We start from the raw sequence: 23,374 nt of genomic DNA, 5'->3' as shown, positions 1-23,374 counted from the left end.
TAAACCCTGTCACGCCAAAGAGGTTCGGGCGCGTGTCTCGCCGACCATGACGTCGTTCAGGCCACCGTGCAGCTCGTCGGCAGCGGCCCAGTGGGTCGCCGCCGCGGCCCGGTTTCCCTTCGCCGCGTCGACGTTGCCCAGGCCTGTCGTCGCGCGGGCCATCTCGTACTGACTTCCGCAGTTCCGGGCCAGCTCGGCCGCGCGTGCGTAGTGTTCGGCCGCGTCGTCGAGCCGTCCGGCCCGGAAGTGTGCCCACGCCGTGCAGTTGGCGGACATGACGACGTCCAGCTCCAGGCCGAGCGTCGCGAACTCGGTCTGCGACTCCTCCGCGTGCCGCACGGCATCCTCGCCCAGTCCGAGCTCGACTTCGGCCAGTGCCATGCCCCGCAACGCGATCGCCGCGTTGCGCGGTGCGTTCATCCGGCGGTAGGAAGCGCGCGCCTCGTTCAGGTCGCGCACCGTCCTGCTCGGATCGCCCTGGTAGAGCGCGATCCAGGCGATGTTGGACAGCGCGTCGGTCACCCCGCGCGCGTCCTCCAGTTCGCGGAACTGCTCCAGCGCCTCCTCGTAGTAGCCGATCGCGACTGCGAGCTCGCCCCGGTCGGCGTGAGCCATGCCCAGGTTGTTCAACGTGATCGCGAGCGCCTTCCCGTCCCCGGCGACACGAGCGGCGTCAGCGGCGAGCAGGTGGATGTCGATCCACACGTCCCACAGCTTCGTCAGGAAGAAGAAGTCCCTGAGCAGGAACGCCAGTTGCCAGCACTGGTCGTGGAGTCCGCGTGCCGCCGCGGCACGGCACAAGGCCACCAGGTTCGGCCACTCGGCGTCGATCCACGCGGCGGCTGCTGTGCGCTCGGTGAACTTCACCGACACCTCCGGGATTGTCCCGACCGACAGAGCCAGGCGATGCCGGTGTGGCGCGAGGAACTCGTCGCTGGACTCGGCCAGTACGAGGCTGTGGTCCAGCAACCGCCGCACCGCCGCCGTCTGCTCGTCCGGCGCGATGCCCGGAAGAAGTCGATCGCCGGCGAACGCGCGCACGAGGTCGTGGACGGTGACGTGGTTCGTACCGAGCGGGGAGACGAGGTGCACGTCGCCGAGGTCGTCCAGCAACCGTCGCGTCTCCACGAGCCCCAGCTCGGCGAGAGCCGCCGCGCTGCGCACCTCCACGTCGCGGCCGGGATGGAGCGCGAGCAGTGCGAACAATCGCAGCTGGTCAGCGGTCAACGCCCGGCACGACAGGGCGAACGCCGCGGCGACACTGCGCTCGCCGTCGTTCAACGCGCTCAGCCTGGACGCCTCGCCGACCAGCCGCTCGTCGAACTCCTCCAGCGTCCACATCGGACTGCCGCGGAAGCGCGCCGCGGCGATGCGCACCGCGAGCGGCAGACGACCACAGCGATCGACGACTCGGGCGACGACCTCGTCCGGGGCCGACTCCGCACGCTCCCGCGCAATGGCGCGAAACAACGACGCCGCTGTTTCCGCGGGGAGCACGTCCACCGCGACGTGCACCGCGTCGTCCAACGCGTTCAGCCGGTTGCGACTCGTGATGATCACTCGACACCTCGGTTCGGAAGGCAGCAGCGGCGCGACCTGACGCGCACTGCCGACGTTGTCGAGTACGAACAGGCATCGCTTGCCGCGCAGCACACTGCGGTAAAGGTTGGCTCTGGCGTCCGGATGGGACGGGATCTGCTCGGCCGGGACGCCGAGCATGCGCAGAAGTGGGTGGAACGCGTCCTGTGCGTTCACGGCCTGCGCTTCGGGCGTGTGTCCGGCCAGGTCGAGGTAGGCACACCCGTCCGGGAACGAGTCCGCCACGGTCCACGCCGCCCGCAACGCGAGCGCGGTCTTGCCCGCGCCCGCGAGCCCGGTCAGCGCGCAGGCGACAGCTCCCTGCTCGGCGACCAGAAAGGCGGTGATGCGGACCAGTTCCGCGGAACGGCCGACGAAGTGCGGTGTGGACGGTGGCAACCCGCTCATGGTGGTGGCGAGCTGCCCCACCGACCGCTTGCGCGGACGATCACCGGCGAGTTCCAGCAGCGCGCCGTTCGCTTCGAGAGCGTTGTCGCAGGCCTGCGCGAACTCGCGGTTGACCTCGGCACTGCCTGTCTCGACCTTGCTCAGATAGCCCTTGCTGTAGTGGATCATGACGGCGAACCGGGACTGGGACAGCCCAGCCGACAGACGCAGCCGCCGCAACTCACCGCCGAAAAGGGACAATTCCGCTGCTGCCATGGATTGATGATGCCTCACCCAGCAGCTGAAAAGGATGTTCTCGGACGTTCCGGCCGGAAGCTTCACCCGGCAGCCGGAACATCACTGCCCACTCAGATCAGGGCGAGCACGAGCTGAACGAAATCAACGACGACCACGAAGTGGGTGTGCATGGCTGTATTACCTCCTGGACGGCCGAGGAAGGCTGCGGAGGTGGCGTGGAACCGATCCGGTCACCGATCCAGGCGCCGAGGACGAGTCCTGCGACGAAGGCCAGTGCGACGATTCTGCGCAGCACGGAGGCAGATATGAAGAAATTCATCTCACACCTCCGCGACCGCGCCCACCGACGCTTTTCTTCCTCTTCTTCGTCAGCTTTTGCCGACACCAGAAGCTTCGCCTGCGGACGGGCCGGACAGAAGTGGTTTCCTGTCGCCCCGGTCGGCAGGAAACCTGGAAACAGCAGACGACCGGACCTGCACCGGGTCACTCGGCCCGGAGCCGGCTCACCCTCCGCACGAGCAGCACGGCGAGCGGGACCGTCATGGCGACCAGGATTCCCGCGGAGAGCAGCCACCAGAGCGGTTCATGGCGCCACAACGGCTCCGCGGGCACGCCGGGCACGTGCGACCGAACGTCCACGGTGGACGCACCGGCGGCGTACCCCCAGCGCGCGGGGGCCAGCCAGGACAGCTGTTCCAGCACCGGCCGATCGGTCACCGGGATCATCCCCCCGCACAACACCAGTTGCGCCATCACCAGCACCACCAGCAAGGGCATCACCTGCTCCGAGGACTTCACCCAGGCCGACACCACCAACGACAGCGCGCAGGTCGCGAAAGCGGTGAGCCAGACCGCAACGACCAGTTCGACCGCCTGATGACCGAGAAGGACGGCGTCCGCCGGTCCCGGTTTCACCGCCAGAGTCCCGGCCACCAGCAGAACTGCCTGCACAGCAACGATGACACCGAACAACATCAGCTTGCTCAGCCCGTACGCGCGCGGCCGCAGCCCGGCCGCACGTTCCCGCAGGAAGATCGCGCGTTCCGCGACGATCTCCCGTGCCCCGCAGGCACCGCCGGTGAACTCCGCGCCGACGAACAGCAGCACCAGCATCTGCGTCGGTTCGGTGGGATCCGCCGCACCCGGTGGTCCCAGCCCCGCGTCGCCCGGCACGGCCAGCGCGAGCCCGGCGAGCGACAACGGGATCAGCAGCAGGAACGCGGCGTACCCCGGATCGGCCAGGATGAGTCTGGTGTGCCGGGACACCAGGGTCGCCAGCTGACGCCACACCGTTCTCGGGGTGGCCGCAGGCTGCGGCACACTCGCGGGCACCCGCCTTTCCGGAGCGCCTGCCCCGGTGGGCACCGGCCGACTCGCGGCCGCTTCGAAGATGTCGGCCCAACTGGCCGCGCCGAACCGGACGCGCAGTTCGTCGGGCGCGCCCAGGAAGAACGGCACACCACCAGGCGCCAGCACCAGGATCCGGTCGCATTGAGCGAGGTTGTCCGGGTTGTGGGTCACGACCACGACCGACCGCCCCGTGTCCGCGACAGCGCGCAGGGAGTTCATGATCTGCTTGTCCAGCCACGGATCGAGACCAGAGGTCGGTTCGTCGAGCAACAGCAACGGTGGCGAGGTCAGCAGTTCCATCGCGATCGACACGCGTTTCTGCTGTCCGCCGGAAAGCCGGCGCACCGTGGTCCGCGCCTGCGGGGTGAGGTCCACCTGCTCCAGTGCCGCGGCAACAACGTCATCACGTTCCCGCCGCGTGGTGTCGGCGGGCAACCTGAGCTTCGCGGCATAGGCGAGCGCACGACGTGCGCTGAGCCGGACGTGCATCACGTCCTTCTGCGGCACGACGCCGATCCGTTCACGGACAGCCGGGTGGTCGTGCACGTCGAGTCCGTCGTAGCTGACGTGACCGCGGGTCGGCACGAGGGTTCCGGTCAGCACCTTCAGCAGGGTCGACTTGCCCGCTCCGGACGGCCCGACCACCGCGACGAGCTCTCCCGGCCGCACGTTCAGCGACACCCCGGAGAGCAACGGCTTGCCACTGGGCAACGTGAACCCGACGTTGTCGACGACCAGGTGACGCTCAGCTCCCGGCAACGGCGTGAGCCCGACCGGTGTGACGAGGACGTCCGTGGAACCGAAGGTGAGCAGATCGCCGCAGGACACCACGACGCCGGCCGCGACGGGTTCACCGTTGTGCAACACCGGGTTCGCACTGCCCAGATCGGACACCCGCCAGCCGTCGCCGACGTACCGCGCGGTCGCGTGCCGCCGTGACACCATCGGATCGACGAGCACCAGGTCGTTGTCGGCGGCCCGGCCGATGCTGATCACGCCGTTCGGAGGTGTGGCCGTACCGCATCGGAAGACCACCTCCACCTCGTCCGCCAGACGCACCACGAACTCACCGGTGATGCGCTGTTCGCGCACTTGCCGCCCGTCCGCCCAGGTGCCGCCCGAACTGCCGGGGTCACGCAGCACCCACCCGTTGTCGTACTCGATCCGCAAGTGGTTGCGGGACACCGCCGGGTCGTCGAGGACGACGTCGCTCGCCGAACCGCGTCCCACGAGGACCGGGGCTCCCGGCGGGAACGTCCACGACCGGCCGCCCGACGACACCTCCAGCTCTGCCGTCACCGGGACGTCGTGGTCGTCGTCGTGGTCACGGTGGAGGCCGCCGGCAGACCCGAGGTGGGCACCTCCCTGGCCAGGCCAAGCAGCTTCGCCTCACCGAGCGCGAACGTGCTGTCGCACGTCCTGGGGCCGCTCGTCACCTGGTACTGGAACGTCAGCCGCAGCACGCCGGTGAGGTCGAGGTCGAGCGGAACGGTCGAGCCGAACCCCACTGGCTTGCTGAAGATCTGCCTGCCGTCCGCCAGCACCTCGAGCTGGACCTTGACCGCGGTGTTCTCGGAGTTGTCGCTGAAACCGGCCTCGGCGACGAACCGCCGGTAGCCCTTCGAGAGGTTGTACTCGACGCTGAACACCTCCGACGCACAGTGGTAGTTGTCGAGATTGGTGCCCACGGAGTGCACGTACTGCTTGGCTCCCATCCCCACCACGTAGCCGTTTCCCGAGGTGCCCCAACGCCCCGCGGTCGGCGTCAACGCGTCCAGGTATACGACCACTCCAGCGCGAACGACGACGAGTTTCGCGCTGTCCCCCACCGGTTGCCCGGCAGCGGGATCCTGGCTGAGCACCGTGTCCGCCGCGGCCTTCTCGTCGACCTGGTCGACGAGCTCCACCTTCATCGACCTGGGCAGCGCGTCCTTCGCAGCGCTGACGTTCTTGCCGACCAGGTCCGGCATCGTGGTGATCCGGACCTCGCTGGAGGTCGTGGTGGTGGTCGACACCGTGGTGGTCGTCGTCGTGCCGTTCCCACCGGTCGGTGTGGCTGCGGCGGCACCGTTGCCGGTGCTGTTCTCCTTGGCGGACATCAACGCGTAGGTACCGCCGGCACCACCCAGCAGGACGACGACCGCGGCCAGGACGGGAAGCGCCCGGCTTCTGCGTTTGGCGGGCATGGGCGAGGACGAGTTCGGCACTCGCATCACCGTTTCGTTGTCGTTGCCGTGACTCAACGGGATGGCTGCGGGCGGCAGGTCGAGACGGGTGCCTACCGGAGCGTTCAGCAGCCGCCCGGAAAGGTTCAGCAGCACCGCCGAGACGAGTTCCGCGGACTTCGGCCGCATGGCCGGGTTCTTGTGCAGCAAGTTCGAGATCACGTCCCACAGCTCGTCGGGCACGCTGTTCGGCCGTCCAGGTGCTTTCTCGCAGTGGTCCCGCAACACCTGGAACACCGACTCGCCCACGAACGGCGTGACACCGCAGCACAGTTCGTAGAGGACGATCCCGAGGGAGTAGAGATCGGCCGCCGGGCTGACGTCCTTGCCGTCGACCAGTTCGGGCGCCACGTAGTAGGGCGTACCCGCGAGCATCGTGCTGCGGCCGACCTTGGAGGCGTTCGCCATCTTGGAGATGCCGAAGTCGGTGAGTCTGGGTATGGAGGAGTCCATGAGGACGTTCTCCGGTTTGACGTCGCGGTGCACGAACCCCGCGAGGTGCACGCTGTGCAGGGCATCCGCGATGCCCGCCCCGATGCGCGCGACCTCGGCCGGCAACAGCGTGCCGCCCGACGCGTTGAGCGCCGTTCGCAGACTGCCGCCCCGCACGAGGTCCATCACGATCGCAGCCGTGTTGCCCTCCACGACGAGGTCGTGCACGGCGACGAGGTGCTGCCCGCGCAGGGCGGTCAGGATCGATCGTTCCTGGTGGAACTTGGCGATGAAGTCCGGATCGTCGACCAGGTCGGGACGCAGCAGCTTGAACGCGTAAGGCGTGCCGCTCTCGTCTGTGCCCTCGTACACCTGGCCCATCGCGCCGGAACCGAGGAGCTCGCCCAGCGTGTACCGACTCCCCAAAGGTCGCCTCATGCGCCGAACCCTCACTTTTCCCACGAATTGGTGAGTGACGAGCGTAGGCGCCGACCGCCAGGCCGCAGTGGACAGAACCGGGACAGTTCCCTGTCGCATTCCGCAGCTCCTGACGAAGCCGCATCCGCCGGATTCAGACAGGACAGAAAAGTGACAATTTCCCGGTAGAAGTGCGACATTGCCGAGTAGGTCCGCGCATCGACCGATACCGTCCACGGGGTGAAAGCCGGTTATGACGTGTTCCTGTCATTCAGCGGTGATGATCGGCCGCGAGTCATGGAGCTGTACAAGGCGCTGGAGAAGGCGGGACTGTGCGCGTTCATCGATGAACGCGGCATCAAGTACGGCCATGGCGTCTCCGCGGAGATCACCACGGCGCTACGCGAGTCGAAGACGATGCTCGTGTACTACTCGGCTTCGTTCCCGCAGCGTTCGGCGTGCGAGTTCGAGCTGCGGCACGCCTACCTCACGGCCTTGCGCGCGAAGCAGATCGAGCAACGGATCCTGGTGGTCAACCCGGAGGACCCGGACACCGACCACCTGCTCCCGCTGGAGCTCAGCACCAACCGGTACGTGCGGGCCTGGCAGTCGAAGCGTGATCTCGACGCCCTCGTGACGCTGATCCGGCAGAAGGCGGATGCGCTGGACGGCCCGTTCCCCGGCATGGACTTCGGCCCGCCGCCCCTGGTGCACCACCGGAAGTTCGAGCCAACGGTGGATTTCGTCGGCAGGTACCGCGACCGGTGGGCGCTGCACTCGGCCCTGCACCGCGGCGACCACCCGCTGATGAACGAGGTGACGGCGCCGCAGGTGGCCTCACTCACCGGCATGACCGGCATCGGAAAGACCTCGCTCGCCAAGGTCTACGTGCACGACTACGGGTTCCTGTACCCGGGTGGCATCTACTGGACCGACCTGACCGGTGCGACTCGTCATGCCGATCGAGCGCGGGCGGTGCACACGGCGCGCCTGCGAGAACTCGCGGAGCAGGTCGACAGCCCGCCGGGTGGCCTGACCCGTCGTCAGCTGCTCGGCTGGTGGACTCGGCACCTGCAGGACAGGCCAGGCCCCAAGCTGTGGGTGGTCGACGCGGTACCGGCGGGCGCGCCGGACGACGTTCTCGTGGAGCTGGTCCCGGACGTCGGTGACGTGCACACGTTACTCATCGGCCAGCAGGAGCTGTCGCCGGGCATCGCCACACCCGTGCGACTCGGCGGTCTCTCCCCGGACGACGGCCGCAAGCTCTTCTCCCAGCACCACCCGCCGATCGGCGACGAGGTCGACGCCGTGAACACGGTGGTGGCACGTTTGGGTGGGCACCCCTATGCGATCCGGTTCGCCGCGGCGGGAGCCCGCGGGCGACAGGGAATCTGGCACCTGCGCGAACGGGTCGACCACCTCACCTCCGACGCCGGCGTGCTCGACCGGGCCATGGCGATGACCCGCGACGCGATCGAACACCGGGAAGGCCCCGAACGTGCCGTGCTCGTGCTGTCCGCCGTGTGCTCACCCGAACCGTTGCCCGCGGCGTTGATCCGCGAGGTCATCGGGGCGTTGGAACCGTCGGCACTCCCCCGCACCTCCGCTGTGCTGGCCACACTGGACCAGGATCGGCTCGTCACCCAGGAAGACACGTCCTGGCAGGTGCACCAGCTGGTGCGTGAGGCCGTGCTGCAGAGCGCCGGACGGGACGAACTGGGCGCCGTCGCTGTCGTCGCAGCACGTCAGTTGCTCGCACTGGCGGAGACCAGCACAGCCGAGCTGGCACCGCACGCACGCGCGTTGCTCTCCCGAACCAGGTCATCGCCCGACCTGTCGACATCGCTCAACCAACTGGTAGCCGCCCATCACGACGCGCGCGGTGAGCCCGGCCTTTCGGCGCCGTGCCACGAAGACCTGTACGGCTGGCAGCCTCACCAGCTCGGTCACCTGCACGCGGCGGCCAGGAGCAGGTTCGCCGCAGGAGACCACGACAAGGCGCTGGAGCACGCCGACGAGCTCGCCGGCCTGGCGGCGAACGATCTGATGGCCATGCGAGCGGAACACGTCCGGGCCGATGTGCTCGACGCCAGGACCCGGCACCGCGAAGCCGAGACGATCTGGCAGCGACTGGTCACCGGCCCCGCGCTGAAGAGCGCGCCCCCGCAGGAACAGATCACGGTCCGCACGGCGCACATCCGCAACCGCCGGGCACTCGGCTACTTCACCGAAGCGACCACCCTGGCGGACACACTGCTCGCCAAGATGGGCGGGCAGTTCACCGAGGAGCTGATACCTCTCCAGCTCGAGCTGATCGCCATCGGAATGGCGACGGACGACCGCATCGGCGCGCGTGCCAGGGCCCAGGAGATCGTCGATCACTACCAACGTCAGGGGCTCCCCGGCCACATCCACGCGCTGGAGGCCGCAGCGCTGTTGCACGAGGCGCAGCTGGAGGTCTTCATCCTGGAGAAGTTCCCCGAGAAAGAGGACTGGGTGAGAGCCGAGGTGGCGCTGCGCGAACTGGTGGCGGCCGCCCGCAGGGAGTTCGGTACCGACAACCCGAGGACGTTGGTCGCGACCGTGGCGCACCTGCGGGTCATGGTCGGGCAGGGAGCGCCCCACCTGGTACTGGCTGAGTACTCGGACCTGGCCGATGTCATGGCCCGCAAACTCGGCTCCGACCACCGGCTTCATCTGCGCACCGTCTTCCTGCTCGGCCAGGCACACGCTCAGAACCGGGATCGCGACCAGGCCTTCGACAAGTACACCCGAGCTCTGGAAGGCCAGGAGCGTGTGCTCGGTGCCGGCCATCCGGAAACGCTGAGGACGCGTTACGAGCTCGGAATCATGCACTTCTGGCGCGGGAACCGCGCGGAAGCGAGGCAGACGTTCAGGTCGGTGCGACGCGACGCGATCCAGGAGGTCGGCCGTCGCAACGACCTCTACGGCCAGGCGCTCACGGCCGAGATCCTGGCGACCATTCTCCCGAGCTCCGCGATGCACGCGTTCGACTGGTTCGAGCAGCAGGTCGCCAGAAAACGCGAGTCCTGAATTTGTCATGTTTTTTTCAGTTTTCTCGGAGTTGACATTCTGCGCGGCATGGAAAATAACGTTCTCGCGAACCCGGTAACACCCCCGACGCCACTGTCGACATAGCGCTCAGAAAACCTGAGCCTATTGAGGACGACGACCTGGCCGGAGGGAATCATGACCGTCTCGACGCAGCGGCTCGTGGGCGAGCTGAAATCTTTGTGCCGCGGCCGTGGCGTGGAGACACCTGGTCTCGAGCGGCACATCGGTCCGTTGTTGCGCACCGCAACCACGGCGGACGAGCACGACGGTGCGGAATTGAGCAGAGAGAAACTCCGGACGTGGGTCAACGGCCTCGTGCACGTGCTTCCGGACGACCTGCGACTCGTCGTCACCACCGCGCTCGGCATGAATCCGCAGGCACAACACCTGTTCCTCTCCCATCGGCTGGACTGGCTCGCTGACCGCTCGCACAGGGACGCGCGCACCGTCCGCCGGAGACTCGACGACGGATTCGAGCGCCTCGCAGAGGCTGCGCTGCGGCCGCGTCGGCGGCCACGGGAGGAGTGGTACATCGCGCGCATCCGCGTCGAACTCCGACTGAACGCGTCGCCACCGGATCGCGTCGAACACTGGACGGTCGTGGCCCTGCGCGATGGCGTGGACGAGTTCACGCTTCCTTGCGCCACCGACATGACCGTGTTGAAAGGCGCGCTGAAAGAAGAATGCGGGCTGCGTTTCGAGGAACCGCTGCGCGCAGGCGAGACTCAGGAGTTCTGGGTGCGAGCGCCCCTGGCCGCGCCGGCGAGCTACGCCTTGCGATGTGAACGCTTCGACCTGATCGTGACCGACGCGCCCGCGAGCGACGTGCCAGCACCTCGTGGCACGAACGAGCGGAGTTGGGCGGCGGCCTCCTGAGTGGGTCGTGCGGGGTGGGCTGACGCGGCCCCGGTGCGGCACTTCCAGCGATCTGCGGAGACAAGGTCCTGCGGACCAGGACGACATCGCCTCGCTGGCTCCCGCCCACACCTGATCTGCCCACTTGCCTCACCACGATCCCGGCTCGTCCGCGCTCACTCACAGTCGCCCACCGGCGCCAGCCGCCACACACGATCTCCTCGCAGACCTCGCGTCCCGCCGACGACTCCGCTGACCTGCACAAGCACACCGCCGACCTGGACAGGTGTGCGCAGTGGGTGTTTGGATCGATGCACACCGTGTTTACAACGTTGTAAATACCCCCTGCAGATTGGACGAGACGTGACGTCAAAGATCGTCCTGGCGGCCCTGGCCCTCTCCCTGCTCGGCGGCGTGCCCGCCGTGGCCTCGTCCGCCGCTCCCGACTTCTCGACGGCCGAGGCCGGCAACCCCTTCGTGGACGGGTGGTACGCGGACCCGGACGTCGCGGTCTACGGCGACCGGTACTGGGTCTTTCCCACCTCGTCGCGGCCGTACGACCAGCAGACGTACCTCGACGCCTTCTCCTCGACCGACCTCGTCAACTGGACCAAGCACGCCAACGTCCTCACCACCGCGAACGTCTCGTGGGCACGGCGGGCTGTCTGGGCTCCCGCTCCCGTGCAGCGCAACGGCAAGTACTACCTGTACTTCGGCGCGAACGACATCCAGAGCAACTCCGAACTGGGCGGCATCGGTGTCGCGGTCGCCGACCGGCCGGAGGGTCCGTACCGGAACGCGATCGGCAAGCCGTTGATCAGCCAGTTCGTCAACGGCGCGCAGCCCATCGACCAGGACGTGTTCATCGACACCGATGGCCAGGCGTACATGTACTACGGCGGCTGGGGACACGCCAACGTGGTGAAGCTGAACGAGGACATGACGAGCCTCGGTCAGTTCCCCGACGGCAGCACGTACAAGGAGATCACCCCGGCGAACTTCACCGAGGGTTCGCAGATGTTCAAGCGCAACGGCAAGTACTACTTCATGTGGTCCGAGGACGGCTGGACCGGTCCGAACTACGCCGTGTCCTACGCCATCTCCGACTCCCCCACCGGCCCGTTCACCAAACTCAGCCGCGTCCTGGCCCAGGACGCCGCCGTGGCAAGGGGATCCGGCCACAACTCGGTGATCAACGTGCCGGGCACGGACATCTGGTACATCGTCTACCACCGGCGCCCGCTCGGCCGCACCGGCGCCAACGACCGGCAGCTCGCCTACGACCGGATGAACTTCAACGCCGACGGCACCATCCAGCCGGTGACCATGCGGGTCAAGGACAACTTCGACGACAACAACGCCGTCGGCTGGACCACGCACGGCGGCACCTGGTCGGCGAGCGGTGGCAGGTATCAGACCGGCGCGTCGTTCGGCGGGAAGTCCCTGCTGGACACGAACTTCTCGAACTTCGTGCAGGACGCCGACATCACCCCGGCGTCCGCGTCCGGTGACAGCGGGGTCGTGTTCCGCGCTACGCAGGCCACCACCGGGACGGACGCCTACCGGGGTTACTACGCCGGGATCACCGGCAGCGGACGGGTCGTGCTCGGCAAGGCCGACAACAACTGGACGCAGCTCGCGTCGGCTCCGGTCGGCGTGCGGCCGAACGTCCGGCACCACCTGCGGGTGGAAGCGATCGGCTCGGCCATCAAGGTGTACGTCGGTGACATGGTCACGCCGAAGATCACTGTGACGGACACCAGCTTCTCCAGCGGGGCCAACGGGGTGCGCGTCTTCAACACCGGTGCGTCCTTCGACAACTTCGCCGTGTCGCACCGCTGAGGGTCAGCGTCTCACCCCGCCGCTTTCGCCGGATGTCGGAGGACCTTCACTGACGGGCCACCACCGGACACTGCGGGCACGCTTCATGTCCTCGCCGGTGGTGCCGGCGCTCCGGCCATGCGGCTCGCCGACTACCACGTGATCGCGGTCGGCGGGCCGCTTGACGCTGTCGGGTGAGAGCCTGGCCGCTGATCGCGAGTCCGACATCGGCCGACTGTGATCAGTGGACGTCGCCGAGACGGTTCGAGGATGAATCAACTGCAGATTCGGAAACCGTATGCGAGTGCGCGTTGCTGGTTCGACTCGCTCACCTGCGAAGCTCGCTCGATGAACCGCAATGTCGATTCTCTGTCTCCACCACGGAGCGCCGACTCGGCATTGCGCATCACCTCTGTGGATCTGCGGCTCTCCTGGATGATCGAATCGACTTCCGCGCTATCTGAAGCCGGCGGAGGGATCGCTTGCCATTCCGTCAACATGTTTTCGAATATATTCAAGGTGATTCGAAACTTTTCCAGGCTTTCCGGCATGCCATCCGCGATCTCGGCCGTCTTTTCGAACCACTTACGGCATATCGCGTCGGCGGAGACAATGTAGCTTGCCCGGTCGACCGTGTCCGCCAGTGAGGTCGAGCTGGTCGTCGACCCCATCGTCGTGCTTGCCGACTCGCGAGCGGAGAATATGTCAGTAAACTTGGCGATGCCGAAAAATCCGAGAAGCGTGACCACGGAGACTGCTATTCCCAACACTTTTCCGACTCCACTGCCATTCCCACGATCATCCTCGATCCTGCCCTGCTGTTCTTGTTGCGTCATGCCGTCCTCCCCTCCTGCACACGGGCGAGCACTCTCGGTTGCGATTCCTTGATCATTGGAATCAATCGTCATTGCACGGGCTGTGCGGCAATCATGGATCTGGCGCCGTCCTGAGCAAATACGTACTTGTACGTACGGCAAAGTCGTATCCTGAGAGGGGACCGACGGGAGGTGTAGAATGGAAGATCGGCTCGCGCACTGGTTTGACATCGTCCGCGATCTACTCGTCGAACCGGTGGCCCAGCTCCCACACGTGATGTTGTTGAACGAGCTCATGGATTCTCTCGGTGCCAAGGCGGGTTCGTGGATTCATCGGCGAGCCGATGGCCACGTCGACTACCACGTCGTTTCACCCCCAGAGATGGTGCTGGCAGCTGAGGCGATCGAGTGGATCCGGCCGCGCCTGGACCAGCACCCGCTGCTTTGCTGGTTCACCGCTACCGCCGATCCCACCGCGCAGACGGTCAGCCGTGTGCCGAAAGCACTTCGTGACCCCCGCTACGACGCGTGGCAAGAAATCGAGGCGCTCGCCGGCGCCGAACATCAACTGGCCATTCCCCTGGAACTGAGCGGACGGCAGCACCGGGCGTTCGTCCTAGTCGCGGACGGCGTGGACTTCGCCGATCAAGACCTCAGGCTGGCAAGGCGCCTGCAAGGGTTGTTGGTCGGCCTTGACCGGCAAGCACGGGCGTTGGAGAAGTGGATGCCGTGTGCGTCATCGGAGAACGACGGCGATCTCACCGCCCGCGAGCTGACCGTGCTTAGGCTGATCGCCGACGGGATGACAGCCGGCGCCATCGGACACCGGCTGTTCATCTCGCCACGGACCGTGCAAAAGCACCTCGAGCACATCTACGCGAAACTGGGCGCAACTGACAAGGTTTCCGCGGTGCTGAGGGCGCAAGGTCTCGGATTGCTCACCGTTCAGCGATCGACCCGGTAGGCCGCCAGGGAACGAAGTCCAGACAGTGACGCCGGCACTGGCTTCATCGGCGAAGTCGCACTCCGTTCGCCAGTGAATTTGACCCGCCGCCAGCCGTTGGTACTGAAGTCACGAGGCCGGCACCGCCTTGCCCCGTCCGTCGAACGTCCACCGCCCGTGCGGCACCTTCACCACGGCCGCCCCAGGCACGTGCACCTCAGCGGTCGCCCCCACCGGCACCTCCACGGTCAGCCGCACCACGCCGTCGACCTTCGCCCAGGCCACCACGATCCGCCCGCGCACGCTCTCGAACTCGAAGCGCGCCCAGGACAGCGCGGTCACGGAGGGCCGGACCACGAACGTCCGGTAGCCGTCGTCCCCCGGCCGCAGCCCGGCGACGTGCTCGTACAGCCACTGGACGAGGGTGCCCTTGAAGTAGTGGTTGCGCGAACGCGTGCCGGTGTCCCACATCTCCCACATGGTGTCGGCGCCGTTCGAGAACCAATGGCCCCAGCTCGGGTAGGAACGTTCGGTGGCCATGGCGTGGGCGACGTCGGCGTGTCCGTTGTCGCTCAACGCCTGCAGCAGCACGCTGGCGCCCAGACAGCCCACGTTGACGTGGTCGCCGTTCGAGCGGACCTCTGCCGCCAGCTTGTCCGCGACGGTCTGGACGGAGCCGGCGGGCACCATGCCGAACGCCAGCGGGATCGCGTTCGACGTCTGCCGGTAGCCGGTGTCGCGTGCGGTGCGGTAGTAGCCGTCCAGAAAGGCGTTGTTGAACGCTGCCAGCAAACCAGCGGCCACCTCGCGGTAGCGCGGCACGGGTTTGCCCATCACGTCACCGAGTTCGGCGGTGTGCAGCAGGGCGCGGTAGAGGTACGCGGTCGCGGTGAGGCGGGTGTCCTCGGGTGGGATGCCGCCGGAGTTCGGCGGGAGGAAGTCGCCGAGCGCGGTGACGGCGAGGCCGTCCCGGAGTCTGCCGATCTCCCAGTCCAGGTAGCAGGTGAGCACCGGCCAGTGCTGCTCGGGCAACCTCGAGTCGCCGTAGATCCGGTACATCTCCCGCAGCACGAACGGGTACACGGTCGTCCACTCCGGAGCGGGCGCGAGTTCGCGGTAGCCCCAGCCTCCGCTCGGCACGATCACCGGGATCTGGCCCGCCGCGTCCTGGCTGTCCGCGAGGTCGCCGAGCCACTTGGTGAAGAACTTCGCCAAGCCGAACTCGGCGAGCATCGACGGCGCGCCGACCTGGGCGTCGCCCGTCCAGCCGTTCTTCTCGTAGGTCGGGGTGTCGGTGGGGATGCCGTGCAGGTTGTTCGCGACGGTGCGGCGCATCGCGGCGTCGTACTGCTCGAACAACGGCTCTGAGCAACGGAACGTGCTGGCCCTGGGAATGTCGGAGTGCACGAGGCGGCCGACGAGCTCCGGTGCCGTCGTCAGGCCCGTCACCTCGACGTAGCGGAAGCCCTTGTAGGAGAACTTCGGTTCCCACGTGCCGGTGCCGTCGGCGCAGACGTACTCGTCGAGCTGGATGCGGCCGCCGCTGACATGGCTGTTCTCCATGTGAACGCTGCCATCGGAGTTCAGCGTCTCACCGTGCTTGAGTCGCACCACGGTGCCTGCGGGAGCGTTCACCGTGAGCTTCGTCCAGCCCGACATCGTGCGGCCCATGTCGGCCACGAACACGCCTGGCTTGAGCACGCTCACGGTCGGCGTCACCGACTCGATCACGCGGATCGGCTCGTGTTCCTGGGCTTTCAGCGCACCGCGAGGCGCCGGCCTCACGGACGGGCGGTGCCACGCGCTGTCGCCGAAGCCCGGACGGGTCCAGTCGCGCGGGGCGAGGCGGGCGTCGTAGGTCTCGCCGGTGTAGAGCGAGTTCGACACGGTGGGGCCGTCGGTCAGGCGCCACTGCTCGTCCGACACGACGGTGGTGCGAGTGCCGTCCGGGTGGTCGATCTCCAGTTGTGCCAGCAGTTTCGGCTCGTCGTGCCACGGCGGGCGCTCCCACCGCCAGACGTTCGGGGTCTTCATGCCGTAGAAACCGCGGCCCAGCGTCACGCCGATCGCGTTGGCGCCCTTGCGAACCAGGTTCGTGACGTCGTGCGTCGCGTACAGCACCGTGGTGTCGTAGTCGGTGAAGCCGGGGTCGAGCACCCGGTCGCCGACGCGACGGCCGTTGATCTCCGTCTCGTGGTACGCGAGGCCGCTGACGTACAGCCGGGCGCGCTTCACCGGCTTGGTGACCGCGAACTCCCAGCGCAGCAACGGCGCGGGCTGCTCCTCCACCGTGACGTTCGCTCCCCACGGGCCGGAGCCGTACGGGTCGAGCACGGTCGCGGGAGCCCACGCCGAGTCGTCGAAGTCCGGGTTCTGCCAACCGGCCTGCTCGCTCGGCGCGACCTTCCAGCCCGGTCCGGTGACGACCTCGTGCTGACCGTCCGGAAGATCGACCAGAAGCCTCAGCAGGAGTCCGGCGGGGCCGGCGGACCGGTTCGTCGCGCGCGCCGCCAGCACGATCCGCCTGCCTGCCAGGCGGGTCACGTCGGCACGCTGCCCGACCTTCCACACGTCGACCTGCTCCGGCACGTGCAGAACCTCAGAACCGTTGACGTACAACGTGAAGTCGTCATCGGCGGTCGCGACGAGCCGAGCCCGGACCGCGTCCGAGGGCAGGTCGATCGACGTGCGGAACCAGCGGCTCTCGACCGGGGCTGTCTCCGACCAGATCCACCGGGCGCCGGAGAAGCCGATCGACGTGTCCTCGGCGCCGATCCACCGCGCCTGCCACGGCGTGCCGAGCAGCCCCGTCTCCCACCAGTTCGTGGTGCTCCACGCCGACGGCCGCCCGGCGCCGTCCCACACCCGGACGCGCCAGTGGTAACGGGTGCGCGGCTCCAGTCCCCTGCCGCCGAACACGATTCCCGTGGTGCGGTCGGAGGCGACCCTGCCGGACTGCCAGACGTCCGCGCGTCCGGGCTGAGTGCCGACCTCGATCTGGTAGGCGGTCTGCCGGGCGCCCGTGCCACCGGCCGCGAGCACCCAGGCCAGCCGGGGCGCGGTGACGTCCGTGCCCAGCAACGTTTCCGCGTACTCGACGGTCGTGCGCACCACGCGCATCCCACCGGCACGCTCCTCCGGCGCGGCGTGTGCCGCCCCGACCGGTAGTGCGGTGGCGGTCAGCCCGACCGCCGACGTCCTGAGGAACACCCGTCTGCGCACGTCGACTCCACCTTCGTCGCTGGAATGAAACGTTTCAATCGCGGCGGCGGGTCCAGAGTGTTGTGCGCACGGAGGTGTGTCAAGGCACACGACAACAGGCTGTCCGCTAACGGACAGCCTGTTGAATCGTTTAAAGGATCACGCGGTCGTGCAGGTGCTCCCGTTCAGCGTGAACGACGACGGCGGCGGGTTGGACCCGCTGAACGTGCCGTTGAAGCCGATGTTCGTCGACGCGTTCGGCGCGAGGCTGCCGTTCCAGCTCAGGTTGGTCGCCGTCACGGCCGCCCCGGACTGGGCGAACGTCGCACCCCACCCCGGCAGCGTCACGCGCTGGCCGTTCGCGAAGCTGAACGCCAGGGTCCAGCCGTTGACGGTGGTCGTACCCGTGTTCGTGATGGTCACGCTCGCGGTGAAACCGTTGCCACCGCCCCAGTTCTGACCGGAGTAGCCGACCTTGCAGGCCCCGGTGCCACCACCGGCGCCGGTCGTCGCCGACACGATGCCCGAGGTCGCCGACACGTTGCCGGCGGCGTCCTTGGCTCGCACCTGGTACCGGTAGGTGGTCGACGGCGTGAGGCCGCTGTCGACGAACGAGGCACCGCCCGCCGAACCGACCACCGCGAACGAACCACTGCCGGTGGCGCGGAGCACGTCGTAACCGGTGACGCCGACGTTGTCGGTCGACGCGGTCCAGTTCAGCGTGAGCCCGCTGGACGTCACACCGGACGCCACCGGGGTGCCCGGCGTGGACGGCGGCTGGGTGTCGCCGGGGTTGCCCCCGCCGTAGATCGTGGCCTCCTTCGAGGTCTGCCGGATCCCGTTGGCGCCGTTGAGGATCCGCTCACCCCACGACGTGAGGCTCGCCGGGTTGAACGAGTTGACCATGTCGAGGTAACCGACGTCGCTGCTGTTGCCGCTCCACGACCAGCCGAGGTACCCGAGCCCGCGGGCCTGCGCCTGGGCCAGGATCGTGTCCTCGTCCGGGTCGCCGTCGCTGTGGTTGTGCCCGAACTCCCCGACCACCAGCGGCAGTCCCGCCGTCCGGAAGGAGTCGAAGTAGGCGTTGACCTTGTCCGCGGTGTTGTAGACGCCGTACATGTGGATGGAGAACACGGTGTTGCGCTGCGGATCGGCGTTGAGCACCGAGGCCGCGTTGTCACGCATGATGTTGCCCCAGTCCTGGCCCCACATCGGCGCGTCGGCCATCAGCAGGTGCTGCAGCCCGGCGCCGCGCAGGCGGCTGATCGCACTGCTCGTCGCGCTCGCCCACGTCGCACTGACCTGGGCGTTGTTGCCGAACGGCTCGTTGCCGAGGTTGATGACGACGTAGTTCTCCTGACCCTTCAACGCACTGGCCACGCTGATCCAGTAACTCGCCGCCTGGTCGAGGGTCGCCGCGCCGCTCTGCTCCCCGTACCCGGTGGTGTCGTGGACCTCCAGCACGCAGATCAGCTTCGACTGCTTGCACAGCCCGATGACGGTCCCGACCTCCGCCGCCGGGGTCGGTCCCCACCGCTGCCCGCTGCCGAGCACGACGCGCACCGTGTTGGCGCCGAAGGACTTGATGTCCGCGAACGCTCTCGTCTGCGACTGGTACCAGACGTGGGCGTGGTTCACGCCCCGCATCACGAAAGGCGTGCCGTTGGCCTCGACGACCCGCGTGCCGTCGACGCGCAGACCCACCGCGGCCGGGGGTTCGGCCCCCAGTGCGGCCACGACCGCCGGGTACCAGCGGCTCTCGATCTTCTGGATTCCCGTGGTGGAGTTGGGGTGCACGCCGTCGCCGGTGTCGGCGGCGGTGTCGAACCCGGTCCACTGGTCCACCACGGTGATCGGGGAGGCCGTCGTGCTGTTCGCCCTCGCCCAACCGGGGATCGCGCTGTTCAGGTCCACGACCCGCTGCCCGCAGGCGGAGCAGTTCGCCGGGTTCATCGGGATGATCTGGGCCACGACGAGCTTCATCGCCGGGTTGCTCGCCCGCATCTGGCCGAGCAACGTGCTGAAGGCGCTCAGGATCGTGCTCGCGGGGATGTTGCTCCACACGTCGTTGGTGCCCAGGTGCATGAGCACGACGTCCGGGCGCGCCGAGGAGAGCCAGCCCGGCAGGAGGTTGTCCCTGGCGATGTTCGTCGCGAGGAACCCGCCGTGGCCCTCGTTCTCGCCGTCGTGGGTGAAGCCGCAGCCCTGAGGCGGCAGCGAGCCGACGAAGTCGACGTTGGTGTGTCCGGTGTCCTGCAGGTGCTTCCAGAGCAGGGCCCGCCAGCACCCCGGGTTGCCGGTGATGGAGTCGCCGAGCGCCATGATCCGGGTGGGCGCGGCGGCGTTCGCCGTGGCGGCGGGAGCGATGACCACGCAGGCCGCCAGCAGCAGGCCTGTCACCACCGCTCGGAGAAGTCTCAAGGTCACAACGACCTCCAGGGAATCGTCGGCTGATCTCACGGTTTCTGGGAGCGCTCCCAGAAACGGACCCTAGTCAGCCGGACACGTCGTGGCACCGCCGCTTGGTCCACCACCTGCACCTGTCCGGCGCAGGCGCCCCTGCCCACCTCGGTTTGTCCGACCGGACAAGTTCGCACATCACCGTCGAACGCGAGGTCGAATGATTCGCGAACTTCTTTCAGGTCATTGACGGCCCCGCAGCGGCGCCCCAAGATGGCAGCGCTCACAACTCTTGAACCCTCTTTCCAAATAAACCCCCTGCCAACTGGAAAGTGAACCGACGACAACGATGTTAACGTTCACAAGATTGCTCATCATGGCGCTCTTCCTGAGCAGCGTCACCGCGATCGGCGCCTCGCCCGCCTCCGCGGCGCCCGCCATCAGCCAGAACCAGGTCGGCGTGCCCGCCGCGCCGATGGGCTGGGCCTCCTGGAACACCTTCTTCGAGAACATCGACCACAACGTGATCAAGGCCCAGGCCGACGCGCTGGTGTCGTCCGGGCTCGCGGCCGCCGGCTACCGGTACGTCAACATCGACTCGGGCTGGTGGAAGGGCACCCGCGACAGCGCGGGCGACATCACGATCGACGAGGCCCAGTGGCCCGGCGGTATGAAGGCGATCGCCGACTACATCCACGGCAAGGGGCTCAAGGCCGGGATCTACACCGACGCGGGCAAGAACGGCTGCGGCTACTACTTCCCCACACCCGGTCCGCCGCACGCCGGCACCGGCAGCGAGGGCCACTACGAGCAGGACATGCTGAAGTTCTCGCGCTGGGGCTTCGACTACGTCAAGGTCGACTGGTGCGGCGCCGACGTCGAGAAGCTCGACGCCCCGAGCACCTACCGGGCGCTCAGCGACGCCGCGGCCAAGGCGAGCGCCACCACCGGCCGTGAACTGGTGCTGTCCATCTGCGAGTGGGGCAAGAACGACCCGTGGAACTGGGCGCCGGGCATGGCCCCGTTGTGGCGCACCGGAACGGACATCATCTTCTCGCACGAGACGCCGTCGATCGGCATGGTGTACGAGAACTTCGACAAGAACCAGCGGCCGACCGCACAGCACACCGGGTACTACAACGACCCGGACATGATGATGATCGGCATGCCCGGCCTGTCCGCCACGGCGAGCCGGGTGCACATGAGCCTGTGGGCGGCCGGTGGCTCACCGATGCTGCTCGGCAACGACCTCACCAAGATGGACGACCGGGCGATCTCGGTGCTCACCAACCGCGAGGTGCTCGCCGTGGGCCAGGATCCGCGCGGCCTGCCCGCCGTGGAGGTCGCGGAGGACGTCCGGGACCAGCAGGTCTACGCGAAGGTGTTGTCCGGCACCGGACGCAGGGCCGTGGTCCTGCTCAACCGCACGTCGTCGGCGGCCACGATGACGGTCAGACTGGCCGATCTCGGCCTGTCCGGCCGGATGGCGGCGGCACGCGACCTGTGGACCGGCACCTCCACCCCGATCACCACCGGGAGCCATCGCGTCTCGGTTCCGGCCGGTGACGCGGTGATGCTGACGATCGCGGGCGTCGAGACCGGTGCCACCACCTACCCCGTGGAGAACTCGCGGGCCTCCGGCATCACCGCCGCGACCGCCGGGCTGGCCGTGGCCACGTTCGACTACACCAACGGCGACCGCACGGCCCGCAAGGCAACCTTGCAGGTCAACGGCAGCCAGACGCCCACCACCCTCGCCCTCCCGCCCACCGCCCGAGGCACGGTGTCCGCGATCGTGTCGCTGGCGAAGGGGACCAACTCCCTGACGCTGCAGGGATCCGGCGTGACAGCGGTCGAGGTGCGCGCACTGCCCGGCACCGCGGGAACCCAGGTCGCCGGCACGCAGTCCGGCCGGTGCACCGACATCAACCGCAACACAACGGCGAACGGCACGCAGGCCCAGTTGTGGGACTGCAACGGCGGTGAGCAGCAGACGTTCACGCACACCGCACGCAAGGAACTGGTGGTCTACGGCAACAAGTGCCTCGACGCGTGGGACCACGGCACCACCAACGGCACGAAGGTCGCCATCTACGACTGCACCGGCGGCACCAACCAGCAGTGGAACCTCAACTCCGACGGCACGATCACGGGTGTGCAGTCCGGGCTCTGTCTCGACGCGTACAACGCGGGAACGGCCAACGGCACGCCTCTCGTGCTGTGGACGTGCAACGGGGCCGCCAACCAGAAGTGGAACCACACCAGCACGCAGGCCTTGGCCGCCGGTGGCAGCTTCGAGGTGCTGACGTACAACGTGGCCGGGCTGCCGGAGCCCCTCTCGTCCGGCAACCCCGCCGTGAACACCCCGTTGATCAGCCCGCGTCTCGCGCCCTACGACGTCGTCGCCGTCCAGGAGGACTTCAACTACCACGCAGCCCTGTACGCGGGTGACAACCACGCCCACCGCACGCCCACGAGCGGTGGCGTGCCGTTCGGCAGCGGTCTGAACACGTTGTCGCACAAGCCGTACAGCGACCTCGAGCGCACGAAGTGGTCGTCCTGCAACGGCACGGACTGCCTCACACCCAAGGGGTTCACCTTCCAGCGGATCACGCTGGCGGACGGCGTGCACGTCGACCTGTACAACCTGCACCCCAACGCGGGCACGGAGACCGCGGACCTGGCCGCGCGCAGGTCGAACATCACCCAGCTCTCCCGCCAGATCGCCGCGAACTCGGCGGGCAACGCGGTCATCGTCATGGGTGACACCAACACCCGCTACACCCGTGCCGACGACAACATCCGCGAACTCGTCACCACCAACGGCCTCACCGACGCGTGGGTGCAGCTGGAACGTGGCGGCCAGGCACCGGCGGCGGGCGCCCCGGCGCTCGTGTGCGACCCGGCCGCGATCACCGACTCCTGCGAGGTGGTCGACAAGATCCTCTACCGCGGCAACCGGCAGATCACGCTCACCGCGAGGGACTACCGCAACGACAACGCGGCCTTCCTCGACGCCCAGGGCAAACCGCTGTCGGACCACTACCCGATCGCGACGAGGTTCGACTGGAGCGCGGACGACGCCATCCGGCTCTCGGCTGAAGCGGGCGGGCCGCACGGCACCCCGTTCACCGACGTCGCCGCCGTCGACCACGGCCCGATCCGGTCGCTGACCCTGCGCGGCGGCAGCCGGTTGGACCAGATCTCGGCCGCCTACGCGAACGGCACGACGCTCATCCACGGCGGTGGCGGCGGAAACGCCACCACGCTCACACTCGACGCCGGTGAGCACTTCGTGTCGGCGAAGCTGAGCCAGGGCAAGTACAACGGCCGCACCAGGGTGTTCTCCGCCGCTCTCACCACGAACCGGGGACGGGTGGTCTCCGCCGGACAGGAGACCGGCGAGACGATCACCGTCAGCGCGCCCGCGGGGTGGCGGATCGCCGGGTTCACCGGCCGGGCGGGTGGGGAGGTCGACCGGCTGGGGGCGATCTTCGTACCCGCCTAGGCCCCTGCCCCGCAGGTCCGCGAACAATGCGGACCTGCGGGGCAGGGCCTGAGCCTTGTCCCGCGAGTTCGCTCGGTGAGAGATGCGGGACAGGGCCTGGAGGACGGGC

Annotated in this window: 10 protein-coding genes and 3 pseudogenes; 5 read left to right on the top strand and 8 right to left on the bottom strand. The window is 67.9% G+C overall.

Annotated elements, in window-relative coordinates; translation table 11 throughout:
• Nucleotides 1-9: 9 nt before the first annotated feature.
• The 5 genes and pseudogenes from PV646_RS29705 to PV646_RS29685 form a co-directional block, all read right to left on the bottom strand.
• Entirely contained in the window at nucleotides 10-2,241 is a 2,232-nt protein-coding gene (locus PV646_RS29705; RefSeq protein WP_500345586.1) for a tetratricopeptide repeat protein, read from the bottom strand.
• A 465-nt stretch (nucleotides 2,242-2,706) separates the two neighbouring features.
• Nucleotides 2,707-3,495 (bottom strand): annotated as a pseudogene (locus tag PV646_RS29700) (ABC transporter permease); the annotation flags it as partial.
• A gap of 246 nt (nucleotides 3,496-3,741) precedes the next feature.
• A pseudogene (locus tag PV646_RS29695) lies at nucleotides 3,742-4,251 on the bottom strand (ATP-binding cassette domain-containing protein); the annotation flags it as partial.
• A 114-nt stretch (nucleotides 4,252-4,365) separates the two neighbouring features.
• Nucleotides 4,366-4,803, bottom strand: a pseudogene (locus PV646_RS29690) (FHA domain-containing protein); the annotation flags it as partial.
• Nucleotides 4,804-4,868: 65 nt separating this feature from the next.
• A complete protein-coding gene (locus PV646_RS29685; protein ID WP_500345585.1) occupies nucleotides 4,869-6,668 on the bottom strand; it encodes a protein kinase domain-containing protein in 1,800 nt (599 codons plus the stop codon).
• A 219-nt stretch (nucleotides 6,669-6,887) separates the two neighbouring features.
• Here PV646_RS29685 and PV646_RS29680 point away from each other — a divergent pair, with 219 nt between their 5' ends.
• The 3 genes from PV646_RS29680 (at nucleotide 6,888) to PV646_RS29670 (ending at nucleotide 12,419) form a co-directional block, all read left to right on the top strand.
• Nucleotides 6,888-9,701 (top strand): tetratricopeptide repeat protein, encoded by a 2,814-nt coding sequence (locus PV646_RS29680; protein ID WP_500345584.1) that lies wholly within the window; start codon nucleotides 6,888-6,890, stop codon nucleotides 9,699-9,701.
• Nucleotides 9,702-9,857: 156 nt separating this feature from the next.
• Nucleotides 9,858-10,598 (top strand): hypothetical protein, encoded by a 741-nt coding sequence (locus tag PV646_RS29675; protein WP_500345583.1) that lies wholly within the window; start codon nucleotides 9,858-9,860, stop codon nucleotides 10,596-10,598.
• A 342-nt stretch (nucleotides 10,599-10,940) separates the two neighbouring features.
• A complete protein-coding gene (locus tag PV646_RS29670; RefSeq protein ID WP_500345582.1) occupies nucleotides 10,941-12,419 on the top strand; it encodes a glycoside hydrolase family 43 protein in 1,479 nt (492 codons plus the stop codon).
• 254 nt (nucleotides 12,420-12,673) lie between these two features.
• On the opposite strand, the gene PV646_RS29665 is transcribed toward PV646_RS29670, so the two are convergent.
• Complete coding sequence (locus PV646_RS29665; protein WP_500345581.1) at nucleotides 12,674-13,234, bottom strand: hypothetical protein; 561 nt, start codon at nucleotides 13,232-13,234, stop codon at nucleotides 12,674-12,676.
• Nucleotides 13,235-13,412: 178 nt separating this feature from the next.
• Here PV646_RS29665 and PV646_RS29660 point away from each other — a divergent pair, with 178 nt between their 5' ends.
• The gene (locus PV646_RS29660) at nucleotides 13,413-14,177 is read left to right on the top strand and encodes a helix-turn-helix transcriptional regulator (protein ID WP_500345580.1); all 765 of its coding nucleotides are present in this window, start codon (nucleotides 13,413-13,415) and stop codon (nucleotides 14,175-14,177) included.
• Between the two features lie 108 nt (nucleotides 14,178-14,285).
• On the opposite strand, the gene PV646_RS29655 is transcribed toward PV646_RS29660, so the two are convergent.
• Together PV646_RS29655 and PV646_RS29650 are read right to left on the bottom strand one after the other, a co-directional pair.
• Nucleotides 14,286-17,378: a family 78 glycoside hydrolase catalytic domain gene (locus PV646_RS29655; RefSeq protein ID WP_500345579.1), complete on the bottom strand. Its 3,093-nt coding sequence runs from the start codon at nucleotides 17,376-17,378 to the stop codon at nucleotides 14,286-14,288.
• A 138-nt stretch (nucleotides 17,379-17,516) separates the two neighbouring features.
• Nucleotides 17,517-19,784 carry a cellulase family glycosylhydrolase gene (locus PV646_RS29650; protein ID WP_500345578.1) on the bottom strand — a complete coding sequence of 756 codons (2,268 nt, stop codon included), beginning with the start codon at nucleotides 19,782-19,784 and terminating at the stop codon, nucleotides 17,517-17,519.
• Nucleotides 19,785-20,133: 349 nt separating this feature from the next.
• Here PV646_RS29650 and PV646_RS29645 point away from each other — a divergent pair, with 349 nt between their 5' ends.
• Nucleotides 20,134-23,265 carry a ricin-type beta-trefoil lectin domain protein gene (locus tag PV646_RS29645; protein ID WP_500345577.1) on the top strand — a complete coding sequence of 1,044 codons (3,132 nt, stop codon included), beginning with the start codon at nucleotides 20,134-20,136 and terminating at the stop codon, nucleotides 23,263-23,265.
• Nucleotides 23,266-23,374: the final 109 nt, after the last annotated feature.

The organism is Streptomyces sp. ID05-26A, from assembly GCF_033794685.1.
Lineage (GTDB): Bacteria > Actinomycetota > Actinomycetes > Mycobacteriales > Pseudonocardiaceae > Lentzea.
The sequence above is the reverse complement of the archived record's forward strand: the minus strand, read 5'-3'. Positions and strand labels throughout refer to the sequence as shown.

Bases quoted from the DNA above. Each gene is read 5' to 3' on its own strand.
- PV646_RS29705 (WP_500345586.1), bottom strand. From the start codon at position 2,241: ATGGCAGCAGCGGAATTGTCCCTTTTCGGCGGTGAGTTGCGGCGGCTG.
- PV646_RS29665 (WP_500345581.1), bottom strand. From the start codon at position 13,234: ATGACGCAACAAGAACAGCAGGGCAGGATCGAGGATGATCGTGGGAAT.
- PV646_RS29645 (WP_500345577.1), top strand. From the start codon at position 20,134: ATGGCGCTCTTCCTGAGCAGCGTCACCGCGATCGGCGCCTCGCCCGCC.
- PV646_RS29685 (WP_500345585.1), bottom strand. From the start codon at position 6,668: ATGAGGCGACCTTTGGGGAGTCGGTACACGCTGGGCGAGCTCCTCGGT.
- PV646_RS29675 (WP_500345583.1), top strand. From the start codon at position 9,858: ATGACCGTCTCGACGCAGCGGCTCGTGGGCGAGCTGAAATCTTTGTGC.
- PV646_RS29660 (WP_500345580.1), top strand. From the start codon at position 13,413: ATGGAAGATCGGCTCGCGCACTGGTTTGACATCGTCCGCGATCTACTC.